Genomic DNA, 21,299 nt, shown 5'->3' with positions numbered 1-21,299 from the left:
GCAAAGACACGCACCTCGCCATGATCGACTTAACACCGACCACCACTCCCTCAGTCGCCATCATCGGCGGCGGCCCCGCTGGTTTGATGGCGGCCGAAGTGTTGAGTCAGGCTGGCATCAAAGTCGATCTGTATGACGGCATGCCCTCAGTGGGGCGCAAGTTTCTGCTGGCGGGCGTCGGCGGCATGAACATTACCCATTCCGAGCCTTACCCGGCCTTCCTTTCCCGCTATGCCGAACGCTCCGGCAATGTCGCTCCGCTGCTGCGCGGGTTTGGCGCGGATGATCTGTGCGAATGGATTCACGGCCTCGGTATCGAAACCTTCATCGGCAGCTCGGGCCGGGTCTTCCCTACCGACATGAAGGCCGCGCCACTGCTACGTGCCTGGCTCAAACGCTTGCGTGAGAGCGGCGTCACGATCCACACGAGGCATCGCTGGCTCGGCTGGGATATCGCAGGCAACATACGCATCGCTCGCCCCGAAGGCGAAATAGCCCTGAACCCAGATGCCGTGTTGCTGGCACTGGGCGGCGCAAGCTGGTCAAGGTTGGGCTCTGACGGCGCATGGTGGCCGCTGCTGGCCGAGCGTGGCGTTGATCTCAAGACACTTCAAGCCGCCAACTGCGGTTTCGAAGTGGCTGGCTGGAGCGAGTTGCTGCGCAGCAAGTTCGCCGGCGCTCCATTGAAGAACATCGGAATCGGCATGCACGGCCAGACGCCTCGCCTCGGTGAATGCGTGATTACCGACAACGGCGTAGAAGGCAGCCTGATCTATGCCCTTTCGGCGCAGATTCGTGAAGAAATCAATCAGCAGGGTTCTTCCACCGTCCTGATCGACCTGCTACCGGGCAAGGCGTCTCCAGCCATTCAGAAAGCCCTGGAAAAACCCCGGGGCTCACGTTCCATGTCCAAACACTTGCACAGCCAGTTGAGTATCGATGGCGTCAAAGCCGCCTTGTTGCGCGAACTGGCCCCGCGTGAAGCTTTCGATGATCCCGCTCAACTGAGCCAGGCCTTGAAAGCCTTGCCGCTGACCTTGATCAAAGCCCGCCCACTGGACGAAGCCATCAGTACCGCAGGCGGTGTAACCTTTGAAGCCATGGACCAGCGCCTGATGCTCAAGCAGTTACCTGGCGTATTCTGCGCCGGAGAAATGCTCGACTGGGAAGCGCCAACCGGCGGTTACCTGCTCACGGCATGCTTCGCCAGCGGCAAGGCTGCGGGGCTTGGGGTTCTGGAATGGTTGAAGCAGACTCAACACAATTCCCCTGTGGGAGCTGGGCTTGCCCGCGATAGGGCTGGACTCGATCTAAAGTGAACCGCGTGCAGCCCTATCGCGGGCAAGCCCAGCTCCCACAGGTTCCCGGCCAGATGCACGACCGCACGGCGACGGACACAACACAATGATTCAGGACACCCCATGAACCTCGAAGAACTCACCCAACGCCTGCACCGCATCCGCGATCAGAACGACTGGAAGCAGTTTCACAGCCCCAAGAACCTGACCATGGCCGCCAGCGTGGAGATGTCCGAGCTGGTGGAAATCTTCCAGTGGCTGACCGAAGACCAGTCCCGCCAGTTGCCGCCCGAGAAGCTGGAACATGCCGGTCAGGAAGTGGGCGATATCATTCTTTATTTACTGCTGTTGTGCAGCGAACTGGGCATCGACATGGACACCGTGGTTCGCAGCAAGCTGGCTGACAGTGAACGCAGGTTTGCCAAATGAGTGATCGTCACTTCGATCAACTGGCGACCCGATTCGCCGAAAAAATCTACGGCGGTGCCAAGGGTGCGATTCGCCTCGCGGTCCTACAGGCTGACCTGACCGAAGCGCTGCCCGAACGCCCGTTGCGCGTGCTGGATATCGGTGCCGGGCTGGGCCACATGTCGTTGTGGCTGGCGGAGCGCGGCCATGACGTGACGCTCGCCGAACCGGCCGCCCCCATGCTTGAAGGTGCGCGCCAGCGATTCGCCGACGCAGGCCAGATCGCTACGTTCATTCAGGCGCCCTGGCAGGAACTCTCGGATCAACTGCATGAGCCCTATGATCTGGTGCTGTGTCACGCCGTGCTGGAATGGCTGGCCGAGCCGCACACGATTCTCCCGGTGCTGCGTCAGTTGACCAAAGCCGATGGCTGGCTGTCCCTCGCGTTTTATAACCGCGACGCGCTGATCTATCGCAACCTGCTCAAAGGCCACTTCAAGAAAATGCGCAAGAACGACATGGCGGGCGAGAAACAAAGCCTGACCCCGCAAGAGCCTCTTGATCCGCGGGAATTGGCGGCGCAACTTGAACGCCTTTGGCGTGTCGAAACCCAGAGCGGTGTCAGAGTGTTTCACGACTACATGCCGGTGGAGTTTCAGGCCCGGGCCGAACTCGTGGACTTGCTGGAAATGGAACTGGCTCACCGTCGGCATCCCGCCTATGCAGGGTTGGGTCGTTACCTGCATTGGGTGTGTCGCCCGCTCTGATTCTCGCCAAGCGCCGGGGTGATCACAGGCAGTCCGGCGTTGCTGATCTCCGTTTCCTGTCTCAGAAGGCCACTTTGCGGAGGCCATGATGAAACGCCGCCTTGCTTTGATTCCTCTTTTCCTCGGTCTGGCTGCGTGCCAGAGCGATAACCCGTATCGCGCAGATTCCAGACCACTGCCCCCTGCCCCCGCTCACGCGGCCAATGCCGTGGACATGAGCGCGTACCCGGCAGCACCACGGGACTACGGGCGCTATCGCAACTGGACCTGGCGCAACAACCAACTGCCCGGCGGCTCTGCCTGGGCTGATTCGGCGCAAATCGCCGAGGCGGTCAGCAATGGCCTGGATCAGCGCGGTCTGCGCCCGGCCAACAGCACGCAACCTGCAGACCTGCAAGTCAGTGCGCAAACCCGCATGGAAACCCGCACCCGTCAGGTGCGTGACGACTATTCCGATCCCTACTATGGCGGCAGCGGAATCGGCTATGGCCGCGGCCCATACGGCAACCGCTATGGCGGTTATGCCAGCGTGCCGATCGTGCGCACTTATCAGGAACAGGTAGTCGTCGTCAGCATCAGCCTGTTCGACGCCCGCGACGGCCAGCCTGTGTGGAGCGCCAGCGCAGAGACGCAAAACCGCGGCGATCAATCGGATCGATCCAAGGCCCTGCGTCAGGCTGTGCAAAAAGCATTGAGCGCGTATCCTCCTTCCTGACATCTTCGGAGAACTGCCATGTTTCGCCGCCTTGCTCTGCTGTCCCTGCTGGTGCTGCTCAGTGCCTGCCAAACCAACCAGATCAATCGTGACTTCGACGCCAGTCGTGATTTTGGCGGCTACCGCAGCTGGAGCTGGAAGGAGCCCGGCGTGCAGTACCAGCCTGATGATCCACGGATCAAGAGCGATCTCACCGACCAGCGTATTCGCCAGTCGATTGGCGAACAGCTCGACCAGCGCGGCTTGCGCATGGCCCCGGCAGGTGCCAATGGTGATCTGAAGGTTCAAGCCTGGCTGATCATGGAAAACCGCCAGCAACTGGTCAGTACCAATTACGGCGGAGGCTGGGGCCCTTGGGGAGGTTACGGTTACTGGAACGCACCGATGACCGAAACCCGCAGCGTGGACTACAAGGTCACAACCCTGCAGATCGACCTGTTCGACGGCAAGGACGGCAAGCTGGTCTGGCGCGGCAGCACGGAGCGCATCCTCAATCAGGACAACGCCCCAAATGCTCGTGAAACGGCTATTCGCCAGACAGTGGCGAAGATTCTGGAGCAATATCCGCCCCGTTAAATGGCGGTCGTTAGTTGAGGGGCCGACAATAATGGCCCCTTTTTAAATAGGTATAAGAAGTAAGTACCTGCGACTTCAATGTGTTAAATCTTCCCGTGCTCGAAAAACGATTAAACGTCAAAAAACTTTTTTAACGCTCAAATACGTCGACTGCAGACGGCAAACTTTCGGCTTCAATATCGCAATAGTTCGCTCCACACCGGGCCTGTAGGAGTGAGCTTGCTCGCGATCGCGTCAGTTCCGGCGATAAATTCTTCAATCAGAAAACCAAATCGCGAGCAAGCTCACTCCTACAGGGTCCGTGTTACCTGGAGGCATACGCATTGCGTTAACGAGTACCGCCAATGCCCCCAAAGAAGCCGCCCACTAGTCGCAAACAATGCTTAACACTATGTACATAACGCGAAAGTCTGACTACGGTAGTAAAGGTCTCAGGGAACACGTGACCTTAGATCGTATCGATAAAGCGTGAGTTTTGACTCTGACAACGCTTTGTATTTCGCAGACAGGGAGTAGCGCGTGAACATAAATTCTTCAGTGAAAGTACTAGTCGTCGACGACCAGCCTTCCGTTGTAAACGAGCTAAGCGGTTTTCTACAAAGCAACGGCTACGAATGCACTGGCAGTTATTCAAGCAAAGAAGCACTCGAACAATTTCGCAACGATCCTGCAATCGGCATCGTCCTTTGCGAGCTGAATATGCAAGCACCCGACGGCCTTGAGCTGGTTCAGGCGCTCAAGCTGGCCGCCGGTAAAAAGCGGGTATTCGAAACCATCGTCCTGACCGTCAACGACGACAAACAGGATGTGATCAAAGCCCTGCGTGCCGGCGTTGCTGATTACTTTCAGAAGCCGGTGAATCTCCGTGAGGTGCTCGAAGGCGTCCAGCGCCAGGAAGCCGTGCTGCATGAACGGCAAAAGAGCTACCGCCAACTGGGTGAACTCAACGAAAAGCTGCGGTTTCTTGCCGCGTCCATTGATGGTCTTTATGAAGATCTGGACCAGCTACGTCGTCCGCGACTGACCACTGCCCGTGCCGAGGAAGACATCGAGAGCGAGATGGACCTGTCGATGCTCTTCGCCCCCCTCTCCCCTCGCCAGCAAGACGTAGCCAAGCTGGTCGCCAAAGGTCATACCAACTATCAGATCGGCTGCAAGCTGGGCATCACTGAGAACACCGTCAAACTGTACGTGTCGCAAGTGCTGCGCCTGACCCACATGCATAACCGCACGCAACTGGCATTGGCCATGTCGCCGAGCGGGGCAAGTCGGCAACGGGACACGGCTCATTGATGTCTGTCGCTCAATCGACGGTATCAAACACAACCCGTGCAGTCTGACCGCTTTCATCCAGCACGCTTAGCTCATAACGACCGAGGCGTGTGAGGGTCGGGCTGAAATGGGCCTGATTGTCGGTGTCGGCCATCGGCACGCCATCGACAAACCACCAGCGACGACCACTGCCGCCCAAGGCGGAAAGATTCAGGCGCAGCGCCTGACGACTGCCCGCCGGCAAGCGCAGATGATCGCCCTCGCGAACGCCGACGATCGACAGGGGCGGCGCCAGATTCAGACCTTGAGGCGGGCATGTAGGATCGACTGCGGGCAAGCGTGCTTCCCGGCGTTCGTCACGCGCCAGCCAGGGTTCCAGGGCGGCGGGCCATAGAATCAGATCCTGCGCCTTCGCCCCTGGACAACCCGCCCCAACCCGCAAGCCCTGAGTATTGACCCAGATTTTTTCCTGCAATCCCAGACCCAACGGCTGATCAATGGCCTGCAAGGTTGGCGGCGTGGTGCCTTCCAGTGTCCAGGCAAACCGCTGCCTGCGACAATTCGGATCGTTCTTCCTCATGGGCTGGCCCAACGGCCAACAGATCGCTGCCACGCCCACGCTCGACGGGACTGGCTGAATCGGCGCGGTGATACCTCGCTGACTGTCTCTATTGGCCAGCACGTCATGAACCTGCAACATCAAAGGTGCGGCCGAAGCCAGGCCAAACTGCCCCGGCACCGGCGTGCCGTCGGGACGACCGATCCACACCCCGACCAGAAAACGCGGCCCGACACCAATAGCCCAGGCGTCACGAAAACCGTAACTGGTGCCGGTCTTCCAGGCCAGCTGTGGCCGCTGCACCAGCTCTGCATGAGGATCGAGATCCGGGCGCGACTGGCCACTGAGTATCTTGCGAATAATCCACGCCGCGCCGGGTGACATCATGCGTCGTTCCCGCAGCGGCGCATCGGGTTGCAGGCGGATATCAGCGCTACGCCCGCCACGCGCGAAAGCGCTGTAACCACCGACCAGGTCTTCCAGACGGCTACCGACGCCGCCGAGGATCATCGCCAGATTGGGTTCGGCCAGCGGCGGCAGGGTCAACGGCACGCCGCCGTTGCGCAACTCGGCGGCAAAACGTTTCGGTCCGTAGGCTTCCAGTAGTTGTACCGCGGGCAAGTTGAGGGACATCGACAACGCTGAACTGGCGGCCACCGCCCCGCTGAACCCCGCCGCAAAATTACCTGGCCGGTAATCACCGTAATGGCGTGGTACGTCCTGCATCAGGGATTCCGAATGGATCAGCCCCGCATCCATCGACAGCCCGTAAAGGAACGGTTTGAGGGTCGAACCAGGCGAACGCAGGGCGCTGATCATGTCCACATGGCCAAAACGTTTGGCATCGTTGATGTCCACCGAACCAACGTATGCGCGTACCGCCATGTTTTGCGCCTCGACCACCAGGATCGCCGCCGAGGTGCGCTCCGGCAATCGGGCACGCCAGCCCAGCAGCAGATCTTCAAGACGACGCTGTAGTCCGGCATCCAGCGTAGTGCGAATCAACGGCGGGCTGTCGGGCCGGTTCAAACGCCGCGCCAGCAGTGGAGCGAGGCTTGGCTCCTGACGCGGGGCCAGCAATAACGGCTCCTCCAGAGCCTCATCTACTGCCCGTTGCGGCCAGACCTGAAATTGCGCCAGACGTTTGAGGACCTTGTCCCGTGCAACCTGCGCCCGTTGTGGATGACGATCAGGCCGCAGGCGACTCGGCGCTTGGGGCAACACCGCCAACATTGCCGCTTCGGAGCGGGTCAATTGTTGCGGAGATTTACCCAGATAGGCCCAACTGGCAGCGGCAACACCCTGCAAGGTGCCGCCAAACGGCGCGCGATTGAGATAGATGGCAAGAATCTCATCCTTGGACAGGTGCCATTCCAGCTGCATCGTGCGCCACAGTTGTCGCACCTTGCCGGGCAGAGTTCGCGCATGCGGGTCGAGCAACCGCGCGACCTGCATCGACAACGTACTGCCGCCCGACACTACCCGCGCACCCTTGAGGTTCTGCCACGTCGCCCGCACCAGCGAGAGCGGATTGACCCCGGGATGGCTGTAAAACCAGCGATCTTCGTAAGTCAGCACTGCCTGGATGTAGTACGGCGATACCTGATTGATCGACACCGGATAACGCCATACCCCGTCAGCATCGGCGAAACGCCAAAGCGGCGTCCCGTCTTCGGCCAGCACCACGCGCGCGAGGTCGTCTTTGGGTAATGGCAGCGGCCAGATGCGGTCGGCGAGCCAGAGCAGGGTGATGATCAAAGCCAACCCGGCAATAAGCCAGAGACCCATCTTGCGGGCTACTGCATAGCCCTGTGGGAGCGAATTTATTCGCGAAGGCTTTTGCAGACTCGGCATCTTCATGACAGAAATACCGATTCGCGAATGAATTCGCTCCCACAGTTACTGCGTACAATCAGCCTCAACCTGGGACGACAAGGCCAAACGCCCTTACACTCCACGGAACTCGCCGTGCCAATTGATAGCCAAAGCGAACAGTCGCCTTTTCCCATGACCTTCATCAGGACGCACATATGCAGGTAGAAAGCTTTTTCGAATGGCTGGGCCAGGCGCTCGGCGCTGTCATCCGCTTTATCGTCGATGGACTGGAATGGTTCTTCAATCTCTTCGCCAGCGCAGGCGGAAATTTTGTTGATGGGTTGTCCCGCACCTTGGGCATGGACACTTCACTGGTCAGCATCCTGGCGTTGATCGTCGGTTTACTGTTCCTGTACTCGGCGATCCGCGCCTTTATGCGCGCTTCAATCATCATGGGCATCATCTGGCTGGTGCTGGGCCTGTGGTTGCTGAGCTGGATTATTCATTGATGCGCCCTAACCTGTAGGAGCGCGCTTGCCCGCGATTGCGGCATATCAGGCGAAAACTTATTGACTGATCTGACGCCGTCGCAGGCAAGCGCGCTCCTACAGGGATTTGCGCAGTTACTTACCCTTCACCACCATCTGTGCCGCCGCTTCACCCAGCGCCTGCCAGTTCGGCCGATACATCGACTCCACTTGCGGCGGCGGTACACGGTAGATACCCGGCGTTACGGCCCGAGCCAGGTACAACAGGTGCACCGTGTTGTACCCGTTCAAATCCAGCGCAGCAACGAAGCGGTCACCGCGGTATTCCTGATGTTTGATACCGGCATTCTCCATCGACTGACGCCACTCTTTCACGGACTCGCTGGCGTCTTCCAGGCTGGCAGCGCTTTGCGCCAGATTCTGGTTTTCCAGCTCAAGCCCGGCCGGGAGCAAATCCACAACCAGTGCGTCCGGCACCCGTTGCTGAGCTTTGACCTCGATGTGCACCAGCAATAGCTGGCCGCTTTTCAACGTGTTGAGGTTGGCAGGTTCGCCATCAAGCCCCAGATACTCACGACGGATGCTGAGATTTTCCCCACCGGCCACCGGTGCCTGAGTCGGATAACCCGACAGCGTAAGCTGCTGATACAGCGTCGCACTGCCCTGATTCTGTACCGACATCGGCGAAGCCAGCAGTGGCCCGTCAAGCTTGAGGCCCGGCTGTTCGTTATTAAGCTCACGACTTTCAGCGCCTGCATGAAGCGTCGCCGCCCATTTGCTTTCCGGCTTGCCCAACAAATCACGCCCTGCGAGAAACAGCGCGTTGCGCTCCTGAGTGGACAGGTAGCGGCTTGCAGCCACTTCATCGGCAAGTGCAAACAGGCGCTGGTCACGCTTGTCAGCGGCCAGATTGTTTTCCTCAAGCAGCGCCAGGATCAACGCCTGATCACGCAACGGGCTGCCGTAATCAGCCAGCCATTCGTTGCCTTTGCGACCTGCTGCCAGACCCGCCAGCATGGCTTGATCAGCACGCGGCTTGTCGCCCATCTTCTCCAGTGCCACCGACAGCTGCACCAGCGGTAAACCGGAGCGGGCATCGGTGCGACGATCAAACAGACTGCGCAAGGCGCCCAGCGGAGCTTGCTGACTACGGGACAACACCAGTCCTGCGTAAGCCTGCACGGCAAAACGTGTGTGCTCAGCATTCTGGCTGTAACTGACTTCGATCTGATTGCGCTCTTGCAGATAACGCAGCAAGCGCTCGTTGGCTTTTTTCAGCGCATCAGGCGGCACCGCAAAACCCTGATCACGGGCACGCAGCAGGAAGTCGGTGACGTAAGCCGTCAGCCAGTATTCTTCCTCGCCATCAGCATTCCATAGCCCGAAGCTGCCGTTATGCCGCTGCATACCCAGCAGCCGCTCGATGCCCAGCTCGACCTTGCGCTTGCGCACCGCGTCGGCTTCGCCTTTTATACCCAGGCGTTTGAGAGTGGCTGCATCCGCATACAGCGATGGATAAAGCCCGCTGGCGGTCTGCTCGAGGCAGCCATAAGGGTAGGCTTCCAGGGCGCGAATCTGCTCACCCAGATTGAGCGGCGGACGGCTCGACACTGACAGCATGGCTTCGCGACCGGCAGGTTCGAACGCATCAAGCGCGCCTTCAGGCAGGTTCCACGACTGCTCGTTCAGCGTTGTGCGGTAATGTTTGAGCATCGCCGGGTAAACCGGACGCACGCCGATAGTCCACTCGCGGGAGAACGGCGGCAGATTTTCGCCCGGCAACACCAAGCCATTTACCACGACTTTGAACTTACCCTGCCCCAGCCCGCCCTCGGCACGCACCGGAATACGTAACGTTGTACGTTGACCCTGGGCCAGTTGCACGCTCTGGCTGAGCGCGCCATTGGCGAGGCTCAACTGACCTTCAGCGGTGGCTTGCACCGTGAGTTTCTGCGCCTGACCGGACAGATTCGAGAGGTCCAGCGCTACCGTGGTCTGATCACCACCGGCAAGGAAACGCGGTGCCGACAGCTCGGCAATAATCGGCGCGGCCACTACGGTTTTCGCTTCGGCCATGCCATAGCGCTCACCGGTCCAGGCCTGGGCCATGATGCGCAACTCGCCATTGAAGTCCGGGATGTCGACGCTGACTTCACCTTCGCCCTGCTCGTTGAGCGTCACCGGCGCACTTTGCAGCGCCACGATCGTCACCGAGGTATCAGGACGCTTGCCGCCCTTGGCCAAGGCATCACCACCGAAGGCCAGACTTGCAAGACGGTTGCGACCGGCTTCGATCAGTTGCCCGTAAACATCCAGTTGATCCGCACCGTACTCTTTGCGACCAAACAGACTGGCGAATGGATCCGGCGTGGCGTAACGGGTGATATTGAGGATGCCCACGTCCACCGCAGACACCAGCACGTGTACTTCTTTCGGTACGCTGCCATCGGCATTTTTCGCCGCAACCTTGAGTTTCAATGGCTGTTTGGGGCGCATTTTTTCCGGTGCAGTCACGGTCAGCGCCAGCTTGCGTGGCGAGCGATCCAGCGGCAGATGCAGCACGCCGACCGCACGTTTAGGCGTGACGTTAGCCTTGCGCTCACCGGGACGAACCACCAGTGCACTCACGTACAAATCATGCCGCGCCCATTGCTTGTCCAGCGGCACGTCGAAAGTCTTGCCCTCGGCAGGTACGTCGATCTCTTGCCACCACAACGGCCCGTCGCTGGACTCAACCAACAAGTAACCTTTGCCTGCCGCAGGCGGCGTGACCGTTACTTTGGCCGTGTCGCCATCGTTGTAACCCGGTTTATCCAGCGCCAGCTTGACCTGATCGGGACGCACCGCCCCGCCTTCAGCGTTGTCCTGCCAGCGATAACCCGCCCAGAAACGCAGGCTGCTGATCAAGCCGGTTTGAGGGTCTTCGACTTCAACCCGGTACGGGCCCCACTCCACCGGGAACGTGACCTTGGCGGTTGAGCCTTGCTTGATGTTGATGGTTTCTTCGTTGAGATTGAGGAATTTCTCGTTGAAGTGATAACTCCAGCCTTCGCTGTCCGAGTAGTTCCAGTAGTAGTCACGACGCTCACGAACCAGCCGGACTTTGACGTTATCGGCGGCCAGCTTGTTACCTGCGTAGTCGGCGACCAGTACTTCGAACTCAACCGGGCCATCGCCATCGGTCTGGGGCATGCCGCTGGCTTCATCGTATTCATCGTTACTGCCCGGACTGCTGCCGAACAACGGGCGCAGGCCTGGCATCTGCTCCGCAGGCCACACCGGCTGCACCAGACGCCGAGTGATCGGCCGTCCACCGGACTCTTGCAGGCTGGCTTGCAGGATCAACTGCACCGGCGATTTCGCGTTCGACCATGTGCTTTCAACATCCAGGCTCAGCTTGCCCTGTGCGTCCAGGGTGCTGGCTTCGATCTCCAGATCCTGCTTGAGCTCCGGCTCGGTAATCGAACCAAACTGATAACCCGGCAAGCCCGGCACCGCGTCACGCAACGGCCTCACATAGAGCAAACCGGTCAGGTTATTGCCAGACGCCGGAGCACCGTAGAGGTAACGACCAGTGATATCGAATACCGCGTTGTCGGTCGTTGCGATGGGTGTTTCGCTGCCTTTGATTTCCAGCGCCAGTCGTTCAGGCAGGAAATCTTCGACCTGAAACTCATACAGCTGGGGCTTGCCGTCACCCAGGTCGAACACCAGCTGCCAGCGCCCTGTAGGTGCCTCGTCTGCCAGTTGCAGCTGATATTGATACAGGCCGGACTTGTCTGCTTCCCAGACAAACTTGCGACTGACTTGCTCGTCCGGTCGACGTACTTCGACAGTAATCGGTTGTGGTTTTACGTCTTTGCCGTCGTTATCACGCAGCAAGCCGTTAAGCAGCACGGTCTCCCCCGGACGATACAAGTCCCGCGGGCCAAAAATGAAGAACTGCAACGGGTGGGCTTGCGGCCCGGTGATGTCGAACTCGGCCAGATCCAGCGCCGAGCTGTCCAGACGCAACATACTGGTCTGCTCGTCTTTATGCGCCAGCAGCACGGCAGCCTTGGCCGGCAGCGGTAATTCGGCATGGCCGGCGGAATCGGTTTTCGCCTGACCCACAACTTTGCCATTGCTGTCGTAAAGCTCCAGCTCAACTCCGCTCAAGGCTTTGCCGCCCTCCAGCGCTTGGGTGAACGCATCCAGACGGTTGGCGTAGCGATGCACCGACAAACCGATGTCGCTGAGGGTGAACAGGGTGGCGGGGTTGGCGTAGGTATAAGTGCCAGAAGCACGCATTACCGCCAGATAAACCCCAGGCCCTTGCAGCGCTTTGATTCCGGCAATCGGCAACAAAAGGGTTTCCCGGGTATTGCGCGCCGGGTTCAGGTCGAAGCGGCCTTCGTAAACCAGATCGGCCTTGTCCAATAGCTCTTTGGATTCGTAATACTCGATACTCGACCCGCCGCGCCAGCTACTGAGAAAGGCTGGCAACGCATCGGACTTGACCCGGAAGAACTCGACATTGACCTTGTCGACGTTCAGCGCGATGACCGGCAAACCCTCAGCCAGGCGAGTCGGCAACAGGCTGCCACGGCTGGCGAAACCGACGGTCGGTTGCAGGTCGGCGGTCTCCAGGCGGCTGATGAATTCCGCTGCGAGTTTCGCCTTGTTGACGCCGACGAGACCGGCATCAATGGTCAGAACCAGTTTGCGCTTGGGTTCCAGATGCCGCAGACGCAGTTCCATGAGGTTGTCGGACAGCTCCCATGCGCCGTCGACCTTGCCATTCTTGCTGTCCACCAGATGCAGTTTTTCAGCGAACTTCTGCTCTGGGTCCAGTGGCACGGAAAAGCTCACCGACAAGGTGCTCGCTCCGTCCACCTGAATCTCCGAAACGTCCACGACGGTCAGGTCGCGGCCCTCGTAACGTTTGCTCAACGCGGGAAGATCCACCGCTGGCTTGGGCTTGCTCGACTCCACCGCGACAGGCTGTGAAGCCGGGGCAGGTTTGTCCGGAGCAGAAGAATCACAGGCGCTCAGCAGCACAAGCGCGCAAGCCAGAAACAGTCCTTTGTTAAACATGGGGCACTCATCGGGGCAGGTTGAGAGAGGGTAACTATATAGCAGGCAAATGACCGCAGAGGTCAGAGCGCGAGAATAGACAGCCGGTTTGAGACTTTGTTCTCAGGGGGCTGCGTAGGAAAAGAGGACAGTGATTGTAGGGTCGCAGGCTTCAGTGTGGGGCGGTGCTTGCCTGCGAGAGGGTTGGTGCCGTGTCAGGCGGGAGGCAACTTGTTGCCGAAGGGTTTACGCAGTGAATCAGGCATGACGCCGTGTCAGGTAGGAGGCAACTTGTTGGCGAAGGGTTTACGCGGTGAATCAGGCATGACGCTGTGTCAGGTAGGAGGCAACTTGTTGGCGAAAGGGTTTACGCAGTGAATCAGGCATGACGCTGTGTCAGGTAGGAGGCAACTTGTTGGCGAAAGGGTTTACGCGGTGAATCAGGCATGACGCCGTGTCAGGTAGGAGGCAACTTGTTGGCGAAGGGTTTACGCAGTGAATCAGGCATGACGCCTCGCGAACAAGTTCGCTCCTACCGGTTGGTGCTGTGTCACTCAACCACCTTTTGGGGCTCGGTTCACTCTACAATGCCCGCCTTGTCCGGGAGCTTTCATGTCAAACCTGCTCAACGACTGGCGCGACCGCGCGACCCATCGCAACGTCTGGGCGCTGGCCGCACCAATGATTCTGTCGAATATCTCCGTACCGCTGGTGGCGCTGGTCGACAGCGCGGTAATTGGCCATCTGCCCCATGCCCATCAACTGGGTGCCGTGGCCGTGGGTGCGACGCTGTACACCTTTCTCGCCTGGAGCATGGGCTTCCTGCGCATGGGCACCACCGGCTTTGCCTCCCAGGCTGCCGGGCGCAATGACGGTTCGGCGTTACGTCAGATCCTGCTGCAAGGCCTGTTGCTGGCGATGGGGCTGGCGCTATTGCTCGGCGTGATTGGCCTGCCGTTCAGCCATCTGGCGTTGAGCCTCATGCAGCCATCCGCCGACCTGCAACAACTGACTGAAGCGTTCTTCCACACCCGGCTTCTGGGCTTGCCCGCAGCCTTGGCCGGTTACGCACTGGTCGGCTGGTTTCTAGGCACACAGAATGCTCGCGCACCATTGATGATTCTGTTGACCACCAACCTGGTCAACATCGCCCTGAACCTGTGGTTCGTACTTGGGCTGGACTGGGGCGTAGTCGGTTCGGCCCGTGCTTCGGTCTTAGCCGAGTGGACCGGCGCGCTGCTCGGTCTGGCACTGACCCGGAAAACCCTGCTCGCCTGGCCGGGCCAGGTGCTGTGGCCCGCCCTCAAGCGCTGGGAAAACTGGCGGCCATTACTGTCCGTGAACCGCGATATCTTCATCCGCAGCCTGGTGCTGCAATCGGTGTTTTTTCTGATTACTGTCCAGGGCGCACGGCTTGGCGATGCCACGGTGGCCGCCAATGCGCTGCTGCTCAACGGCCTGCTGCTGACCGCACACGCGCTGGACGGGCTGGCCCATGCAGTTGAGGCGCTGTGCGGGCACGCCATCGGGGCCAAAAACAAGCTCGCATTGCGCCGCTCGCTGACGGTCGCCGGAGGTTGGTCGTTGATCGCCAGCGTGGCGTTCGCGTTGCTGTTCATGGTCGCAGGCCATCTGTTCATAAGCCTGCAGACCGACATCGTTGAAGTACGCGAGACAGCGTTTATCTACTTGCCCTATCTGGCCGCGCTGCCACTGCTGGCGGTCTGGAGCTACCTGCTCGACGGCTTGTTCATTGGTGCGACCCGCGCCCGTGAAATGCGCAACACCATGCTGGTCAATATGCTGCTGGTTGCACCTTTTGCCTATGGGCTGCAAAGCTTCGGCAACCATGGCCTGTGGCTGACCCTGCTGCTCTTCATGCTGCTGCGGGCGCTGACCCTGGGGTTCGTGACTTGGCAATTGAGCAAGCGCGGGGCCTGGTTCAGCGCTCCGGATCAGCATCAGGCCTGACCCCGGCGGTCAGCAGAATTTGCGGGCTGCTCAGCTTTACCCCTGCGCCGTCGATGCTCAGCGTACTGTCGCCGACGGTGAAGGACAATTCGCAGCCTTGCTGATAGCTGATCCGCGAGCCGCCTTCGATCTGGATCCATGACCTGTCACCTACAGTGGTCATGGGCCCCAGATTCACCTCAAGCTTTTCAGGCGGCGATGACGCTTGCGGTGGATCGGCGATGGCATCCGTGGATTGCCACACGCAGGCGCTGATCAGTGGTCGATCCATATCACCCTCGATAAAACTCACCACCACCGGCATGCCGCCACGCAAGGTCTTGCTCAGATGCGCAGCCACCGGCAACCAACAGTCACCGCCCTCACCGCCCTGCCCTGGATAGCTCCAGTCAAATTGCACATTGACCCGTCCTTTGGAGTCAGCGCTGACAAGCTCATCTGCCGCGCCGATTACATAAGCGCACTGGACCGCCGCAACACAGGCTCGCGGCAGAGGCGGCGGTTTGAAACCCGACTCCCACGGCGCGACCTGAAAATGATTGATGTACATCCCCTTCTGGACGGTGGTCACGCTGCTCAGTTGCCGGGGATCAAAGCCGCGGTGCACCACGCCCGTCACCAGCCACAGATGATTCAGTTCTTCCTGCGGCAGCCCCATGAGCGGTAGCAAGTGTCCTGCCGAAACAAAGGGCAGCGTGCTTTCACCTTCGCCCTTCTGGCGCGTGCGATCCGATTGCTCGCCACCTTCCGTCACTGCAAAACGGATAACGCCAGCCTGCATTGGCACCTGCTGATAGTTGGCTGTCGAGGTACGACGAAACACCCGCAAGCCATCGCCAAAGACCAGCTCATGGCCTTTTCTGGAATGGTGAAAATGGTAGTGAATGCCCTCTTCCGCGCATAACCGCTGCAGCAGTTGCAAATCGGATTCCCGGTACTGCGCGCAGAAGTCGCGCTCTTGGTACTCGGCCCGCAGATCAAAGCGGTAGCTGTCTTCGCGTATACCATGTTCCATCAGCAAACGACTGATGATCTGTGGCGTACTCATTTGCTGAAACACCCGCGGCGTATAACGCTGCCCCAGGCACGCAAGGCGAGGCCCGATGGACAGGCGATAACACGCGGGACCCGGTTTGAAGTGGCTGCGCATGACGCTGTGAATCTGCCCGTGCACACCTGTTTTGTCGTCTTGAAAACTCAAGAAGGCGGCGCGATACATCAGGCTTTGCTGATCCAGATACGGTTCGTCGATCAGCACTTCCAGCTCAAAGACAAAGGGCTCGCTGATAGCCTCCGTTCCAGTGAACGACAGCACCTGCAACCGCCGAAACAGAGGGGCGATATCCAGATTGAAGTGATGGGCGACAGCGGGGCCAGACATGGACGGGTTCTCTACGGGGACGCGGCCGTGGATTCTGGCCGAGAAGATCCGACGGGTAGAGAGCGAAACGAAGAATAGGACGTTGCCTACAGAAGAATAGGAAAGTGGAGCGGAGAAGAGGTAACCGATGCCCGAATGCGCTACAGAAGACTTAGCCCTCTAGTTTGAAGGCCACGCTGTCGTGCAGCAAAGGCTGGACCTGTAGGAGCTCACCGAGGTTACGAGGCCAGCGATGGCGGAGTGTCAGACAAACCGCCATCGCTGGCCTCGTAACCTCGGTGAGCTCCTACAGGACCGGGGTCAACTCAGAGGATAGCCGCCAAGTTAGCCCCGACGTCACATCAGGAGGAAAGGTAAGAAGACCGCGTCAGCCCCAACCGCAATGCGTCCAGGAAGTAAGTGCGTTCACGCGGGGTGATTTTGGCGCTGGCGACTTTGTCCCGGTAATGGGTCATCAGTTCTTCCGGCGACAAGTGCACGTAGCGCAGCATGTCTTCGATGGTGTCGTGAGTCTCGATGCCAGCGGAATAAACGCTGCCGTCCGGGTTCTGATAGATGTTCACGGAGTCGGTATCACCGAACAGGTTGTGCATGTCGCCCAGGATTTCCTGATACGCGCCGACCAGGAACACGCCCAGCAAATAGTCCTCGCCTTCGTTCAGGCCATGCACCGGCAGGCTGGTTTCGATGCTCTGCTCATCCACGTACTGATTGATTTTGCCGTCAGAGTCGCAGGTCAGGTCTTGCAGCACAGCACGACGCAGTGGCTCTTCGTTCAGACGGTGCAGCGGAATAATCGGCAGCACCTGATCGATGGCCCAGGTATCCGGCAGACTCTGGAATACCGAGAAGTTACAGATGTACTTGTCGGCCAGCTTGTCGTTGAGTTCGTCCAGCACCTGACGATGAGAACGCTGACGCGCTTTCAGCGAGTTGTGCAGGCGACGGCAAACGGCGAAGTAGCACTGCTCACCCAAGGCTTTTTGCGGCAGGGAGATCTTGCCATCGGCGTACTGGGTCGCGATGTCACTCATGTAGTGAGTGGCGCGCCAGTAGGTTTCGGTGACCATTTCGATATCGGTCGGGCCGAGCAGATCAACCAGCCATTGCAGGGTTTCCGGCAGGCTTTCCTTGTCTTCGATCACCGGGACTTCGTCGTTGTGCTTCTCGACGTCGGTGACCTGAATGACCAGCATTGCATGGTGAGCGGTCAGCGAGCGGCCGCTTTCGGAGAAAATGTGCGGATGCGGCAGGCCCTGCGCGTCGCAAAACTCTTTAAGCATGCCCACGACGACACCGGCGTAATCGTCCATGTCGTAGTTGATGGAGCTGGCGTTGCGCGAGTGAGTGCCGTCGTAATCGACGCCCAGACCGCCGCCCACGTCGATGTGATCCACCGGCAGGCCGAGGTTGCGCAGTTCACCGTAGTAACGAATCGCTTCCTTGAAACCGTGCTGATAGTCGGCAAGGTTGGCGATCTGCGAACCCATATGGAAGTGTAGCAACCGGATGCCCTGATCCAGACCCGCTTTGCGGAAGCGATCAACGACCGACAGCAACTGTGCAGCGGACAGACCGAACTTGGATTTTTCACCACCGGTATCGGCCCATTTGCTGGAAGCCAGGGACGACAGACGAACACGCAAGCCCACCTGCGGCGCGACTTTGAGCTCGGCGGCTTCTTCGATAACCAGTTCAACTTCGGATTCTTTCTCAATCACGATGAACACGTTGTGGCCGAGCTTCTGGCCCATCAGCGCCAGACGGATGAACTCACGGTCCTTGTAACCGTTGCACACGATGGTGCCGCCTTTCGGAGCCAGTGCCAGCACCGCCATCAGCTCCGGCTTGGAACCGGCTTCCAGACCGATGGACACGTTCTGGGTGGCGATGATGTTTTCAACCACAGCCTCCTGCTGGTTCACCTTGATCGGGTACAACGCGGTGTACTGGCTCTGGTACTCCAGACGCGCAATGTTGGCGTCGAACGCGCCGGTCAGCTGACGTACGCGGTCTTGCAGAATATCGGGAAAACGCACCAGCAGCGGCAGGCTCAGCCCGCTCTTGCGCAAGTGGTCGACCTGCTCGTAAAGATCGATAGGCGAACTGCCCGGCCCGTTCGGACGAACTTCTACACGACCCGCTTCATTGATCGCGAAATAACCAGCGCCCCAATGGCGGATCCCGTAGACGCTGCGGCTATCCGCAACGGTCCATTGGCTGCCATCGTCTTTACGTGTGCGTCGTACGGACATCGAAGTCCCCTATAAAAAAGTCAGGTAGCGCCAGCCATAGACAGGCTGGGCGCAGTGTAAAGAGTGCAAGTGACGGTTTGGTGCCAGGCACTGATGGAGAATAGACCCGCGATGCAAGCCAGAGTTTGCATGCGGTCCGCCGTGCCATCAGCCGCCGGATTTCTTCGCCTTGAAGCCCTGCTTGATCAGCTCGGCCAACAGCAGTTCGACGTGATCGCCCTGAATCTCGATCACCCCGTCCTTGAGCGCTCCGCCGGTGCCGCATCGTTGCTTGAGGGTTTTGGCCAGATCCTTGAGGCCGTCTTCAGGCAATGGCACGCCGGTGATAGTCGTCACCGTTTTACCGCCACGGCCTTTGCTTTCGCGGCGCACACGGGCGATACCATCCCCTTCGGGAATAAGCGTCTGTTTGCAGATGCAGGCATCAACGGGCTGACGACAGTCGGGACAATGCCGTCCCGCGTCGGTGGAAAATACCAGGCCACCCAGGGCGGCGAAGGATGAGGCTTTTTTAGCCACCGCAAATCCTCTTGTTGAGGACTGAAGATTGGTCGACATCCATAAAGGGTCGACCGCGAAGCCCCACTCAGGCAGGGGCAGCGCAGCTGGACGGAAAACCCCGGCCAGCTTGAAAAGGTCGCGCAGTGTAACGGCAAAAAGCCCCGTTGCTAAGGGCCAATGTGCGCCAATTTACTCAACATTTGCGACGTGGCCGTCAACTCGCCGCCTTGGAAATGACTGTGTTTTGTCTGAGATTCTATGTGACATGAGCCGACGCTATCGCGAGCAAGCTCACTCCTACAGGTGTTTGTGGTCGTCTGTAGGAGTGAGCTTGCTCGCGATAGCGTTGGTTCAAGCACAAAGAAATATCCAGGCAGACATAGAATCTTGCGCAGGAACTACAGACCACTCTCGAGATACCGCTTCAACGCCGCCACCGAGTCCGGGCAATACGGCTTTTGTTCGGCTTCGCGCAGGGCTTCATCCACAGGAATGAAATGCGCCTCCAGCACCTCTTCGGGCTGTAACGTCAAAGGCCCGTCCCAGACCGCCGAGAACACCGCGCACCAGAGCCGGTTGCCCGGTTGGTCGAAGAAAAAATGCTCATGTTCGGTAAGAGGCACGCCACTGACGCCCAATTCCTCAGCCAGCTCCCGTGCAGCTGACTCGGCGTAGCTCTCGTCTGCTTGCACCATACCGCCTGCCGCCACATCCCAGTAGCCGGGATAAATGGCTTTGCTCAGGGTACGGCGATGCACACACAACTCGCCTGCGGAATTGAACAGCAGAATATAAGTGCCACGCCCGATCAGACCGGCTTCACGCAATTGCGAGCGGACCATGCCCCCGAGTGGCTGATCCAGCTCGTCAACCCAGGCGATCAGTTCAGCGTCCGAGGCGGCGCGGTGCGCAGCCTCGGTGGATGAGAACGACATCGATCAGCCCTGGGACAGCAGTTGACGAAGGTCGATCACAGCGGCGTTAGCGCGGGAAATATAGTTAGCCATGACCAGCGAGTGGTTAGACAACACACCGAACGCGCTCCCGTTGAGCACCATCGGACTCCACAGCGGTTCTTGCGAAGCTTCCAGCTCACGAATGATCTGACGCACGCTGACGGTGGCGTTTTTCTTGGCCAGTACGTCGGCAAAATCAACTTCGATGGCGCGCAGCAAGTGCGACAGCGCCCAAGCCTGACCGCGTGCTTCGTAGAACACGTCGTCGATTTTCAGCCATGGCGTCTCAACGATTTCTTCGTCAACCTGCGGCACTTCGCCCGGCTTCACGGCAACCATTGCTTCGGTTTTCAAGGTGCTGTTGAGTTTCACACGGCCAACGCTGGCCGAAAGACGCTGCGACAGCGAACCCAGACGGGTGTTGACGTCGCCCAGCCAGTTGCTGAGGTTGTCAGCACGCGCATAGAACAGCGCAGTTTTTGAATTCGGGTCGGACAGACGCGCTTCGTAACGATTCAGTGCCGCAATACCTTCGCGGTACTGGGACTCACTGGAAGGCAGAATCCAACTGTTGTTGCTGAAGTTGAACAGCGGCTCAGCGCGGGCCAGATCACCGTCTTCAGCCGATTGCGACTGCGAACGGGAAAAATCCTTACGCATGGCACGGCTCAAGTCTCGCACCTGGAACATCACGCCGTATTCCCAGCTAGGAATATTGTCCAGCCACAGACCAGGCGGGAAGCGGTCGTTGGACAGGTAACCGCCACGCTTTTCAAGCAGAGTGTTTACAACGGTCTTAAGGGTTTCGACAGTGGTGTAGCCAATCACCATCTGCTTGCCTTCACGCTCGGCCGCAGCCTGAGCATTTTGCTGGACGGGGAACAACGCCGGTTCACTGCTCCAGTACCAGCCGATCAGCAGGGTGACCACCAGGTAAATCGCAACCACGGCACCCAGCGCACGGCTGTAAAACAGCCCTCCCAGGTACCCGCGGCGCTTGACCGAAGCCGGTTCATCGACGCGCTCTTTCGCGCTGCCTGCGCGGTTCTTCCAATCCAGCATGGCTATGTCCTTTCAATCACGGGGTTCAGTGCTCTGACCGCAACCTTACAGCAAGGTGCCTTTTGCAGGTATGTCAGGGTGGGAGGTTTTGTTGAGGATGGTCACCCAGCAAATGCAAAATCTGTAGGAGTAGCCGAAGGCTGCGAACGCAATCCTCCTGAAACACCGCCATCGCAGCCTTCGGCAGCTCCTACAGGGGTTGGTGTTGTTGCCTATGAAA

15 protein-coding genes are annotated in these 21,299 nt (G+C 59.2%); 8 read left to right on the top strand and 7 right to left on the bottom strand.

The genetic code is table 11. The annotated features are described in order from the left end of the window. The first annotated feature begins 20 nt into the window (after positions 1–20). From K3169_RS04245 to K3169_RS04220, 6 genes are all read left to right on the top strand, one after another. Positions 21–1,319 (top strand): TIGR03862 family flavoprotein, encoded by a 1,299-nt coding sequence (locus K3169_RS04245; protein ID WP_263270138.1) that lies wholly within the window; start codon positions 21–23, stop codon positions 1,317–1,319. Positions 1,320–1,421: 102 nt separating this feature from the next. Then, entirely contained in the window at positions 1,422–1,727 is a 306-nt protein-coding gene (locus K3169_RS04240; RefSeq protein ID WP_027898419.1) for a nucleotide pyrophosphohydrolase, read from the top strand. Then, complete coding sequence (locus K3169_RS04235; protein WP_263270135.1) at positions 1,724–2,473, top strand: methyltransferase; 750 nt, start codon at positions 1,724–1,726, stop codon at positions 2,471–2,473. The genes K3169_RS04240 and K3169_RS04235 overlap by 4 nt, the downstream gene beginning before the upstream one ends. An 88-nt stretch (positions 2,474–2,561) precedes the next feature. After that, complete coding sequence (locus K3169_RS04230; RefSeq protein WP_027898421.1) at positions 2,562–3,188, top strand: DUF4136 domain-containing protein; 627 nt, start codon at positions 2,562–2,564, stop codon at positions 3,186–3,188. A gap of 18 nt (positions 3,189–3,206) precedes the next feature. Then, entirely contained in the window at positions 3,207–3,764 is a 558-nt protein-coding gene (locus tag K3169_RS04225; RefSeq protein ID WP_027898422.1) for a DUF4136 domain-containing protein, read from the top strand. 519 nt (positions 3,765–4,283) lie between these two features. Further along, on the top strand, positions 4,284–5,057 hold the full coding sequence (locus K3169_RS04220; RefSeq protein ID WP_263270133.1) for a response regulator transcription factor: 774 nt from the start codon (positions 4,284–4,286) through the stop codon (positions 5,055–5,057). Positions 5,058–5,067: 10 nt separating this feature from the next. Here the strand turns inward: K3169_RS04220 and pbpC are convergent, their stop codons facing one another. Beyond that, complete coding sequence (pbpC, locus tag K3169_RS04215) at positions 5,068–7,383, bottom strand: peptidoglycan glycosyltransferase PbpC (RefSeq protein WP_263270131.1); 2,316 nt, start codon at positions 7,381–7,383, stop codon at positions 5,068–5,070. 242 nt (positions 7,384–7,625) lie between these two features. On the opposite strand from pbpC, the gene K3169_RS04210 reads away from it, so the two are divergent. Further along, on the top strand, positions 7,626–7,919 hold the full coding sequence (locus K3169_RS04210; protein WP_027898425.1) for a hypothetical protein: 294 nt from the start codon (positions 7,626–7,628) through the stop codon (positions 7,917–7,919). Between the two features lie 114 nt (positions 7,920–8,033). Here the strand turns inward: K3169_RS04210 and K3169_RS04205 are convergent, their stop codons facing one another. Next, positions 8,034–12,974, bottom strand: a complete 4,941-nt coding sequence (locus K3169_RS04205) for an alpha-2-macroglobulin family protein (RefSeq protein ID WP_263270128.1) — start codon at positions 12,972–12,974, stop codon at positions 8,034–8,036. A gap of 591 nt (positions 12,975–13,565) precedes the next feature. Between K3169_RS04205 and K3169_RS04200 the strand changes: the two genes are divergently transcribed. Next, positions 13,566–14,924: an MATE family efflux transporter gene (locus K3169_RS04200; RefSeq protein ID WP_263270126.1), complete on the top strand. Its 1,359-nt coding sequence runs from the start codon at positions 13,566–13,568 to the stop codon at positions 14,922–14,924. Here the strand turns inward: K3169_RS04200 and K3169_RS04195 are convergent. From K3169_RS04195 to K3169_RS04175, 5 genes are all read right to left on the bottom strand, one after another. Beyond that, positions 14,896–16,305 carry a contractile injection system protein, VgrG/Pvc8 family gene (locus K3169_RS04195; RefSeq protein ID WP_263270124.1) on the bottom strand — a complete coding sequence of 470 codons (1,410 nt, stop codon included), beginning with the start codon at positions 16,303–16,305 and terminating at the stop codon, positions 14,896–14,898. The two genes, K3169_RS04200 and K3169_RS04195, sit on opposite strands and share 29 nt — an antisense overlap. 341 nt (positions 16,306–16,646) lie before the next feature. Continuing rightward, positions 16,647–18,560, bottom strand: a complete 1,914-nt coding sequence (gene speA, locus K3169_RS04190) for an arginine decarboxylase (RefSeq protein ID WP_027901374.1) — start codon at positions 18,558–18,560, stop codon at positions 16,647–16,649. Positions 18,561–18,707: 147 nt separating this feature from the next. Continuing rightward, positions 18,708–19,079: a translation initiation factor Sui1 gene (locus K3169_RS04185; protein WP_027901373.1), complete on the bottom strand. Its 372-nt coding sequence runs from the start codon at positions 19,077–19,079 to the stop codon at positions 18,708–18,710. A gap of 380 nt (positions 19,080–19,459) precedes the next feature. Further along, complete coding sequence (locus K3169_RS04180) at positions 19,460–19,996, bottom strand: NUDIX hydrolase (protein WP_263270120.1); 537 nt, start codon at positions 19,994–19,996, stop codon at positions 19,460–19,462. A 3-nt stretch (positions 19,997–19,999) separates the two neighbouring features. Further along, positions 20,000–21,079 (bottom strand): DUF2333 family protein, encoded by a 1,080-nt coding sequence (locus tag K3169_RS04175; protein WP_122708695.1) that lies wholly within the window; start codon positions 21,077–21,079, stop codon positions 20,000–20,002. Positions 21,080–21,299: the final 220 nt, after the last annotated feature.

The organism is Pseudomonas phytophila, assembly GCF_025643095.1.
GTDB classification, from domain to species: Bacteria; Pseudomonadota; Gammaproteobacteria; order Pseudomonadales; family Pseudomonadaceae; genus Aquipseudomonas; species Aquipseudomonas quasicaspiana.
Note: the sequence above shows the minus strand (reverse complement) of the source record. Positions and strands in the feature narration are given on the sequence as shown.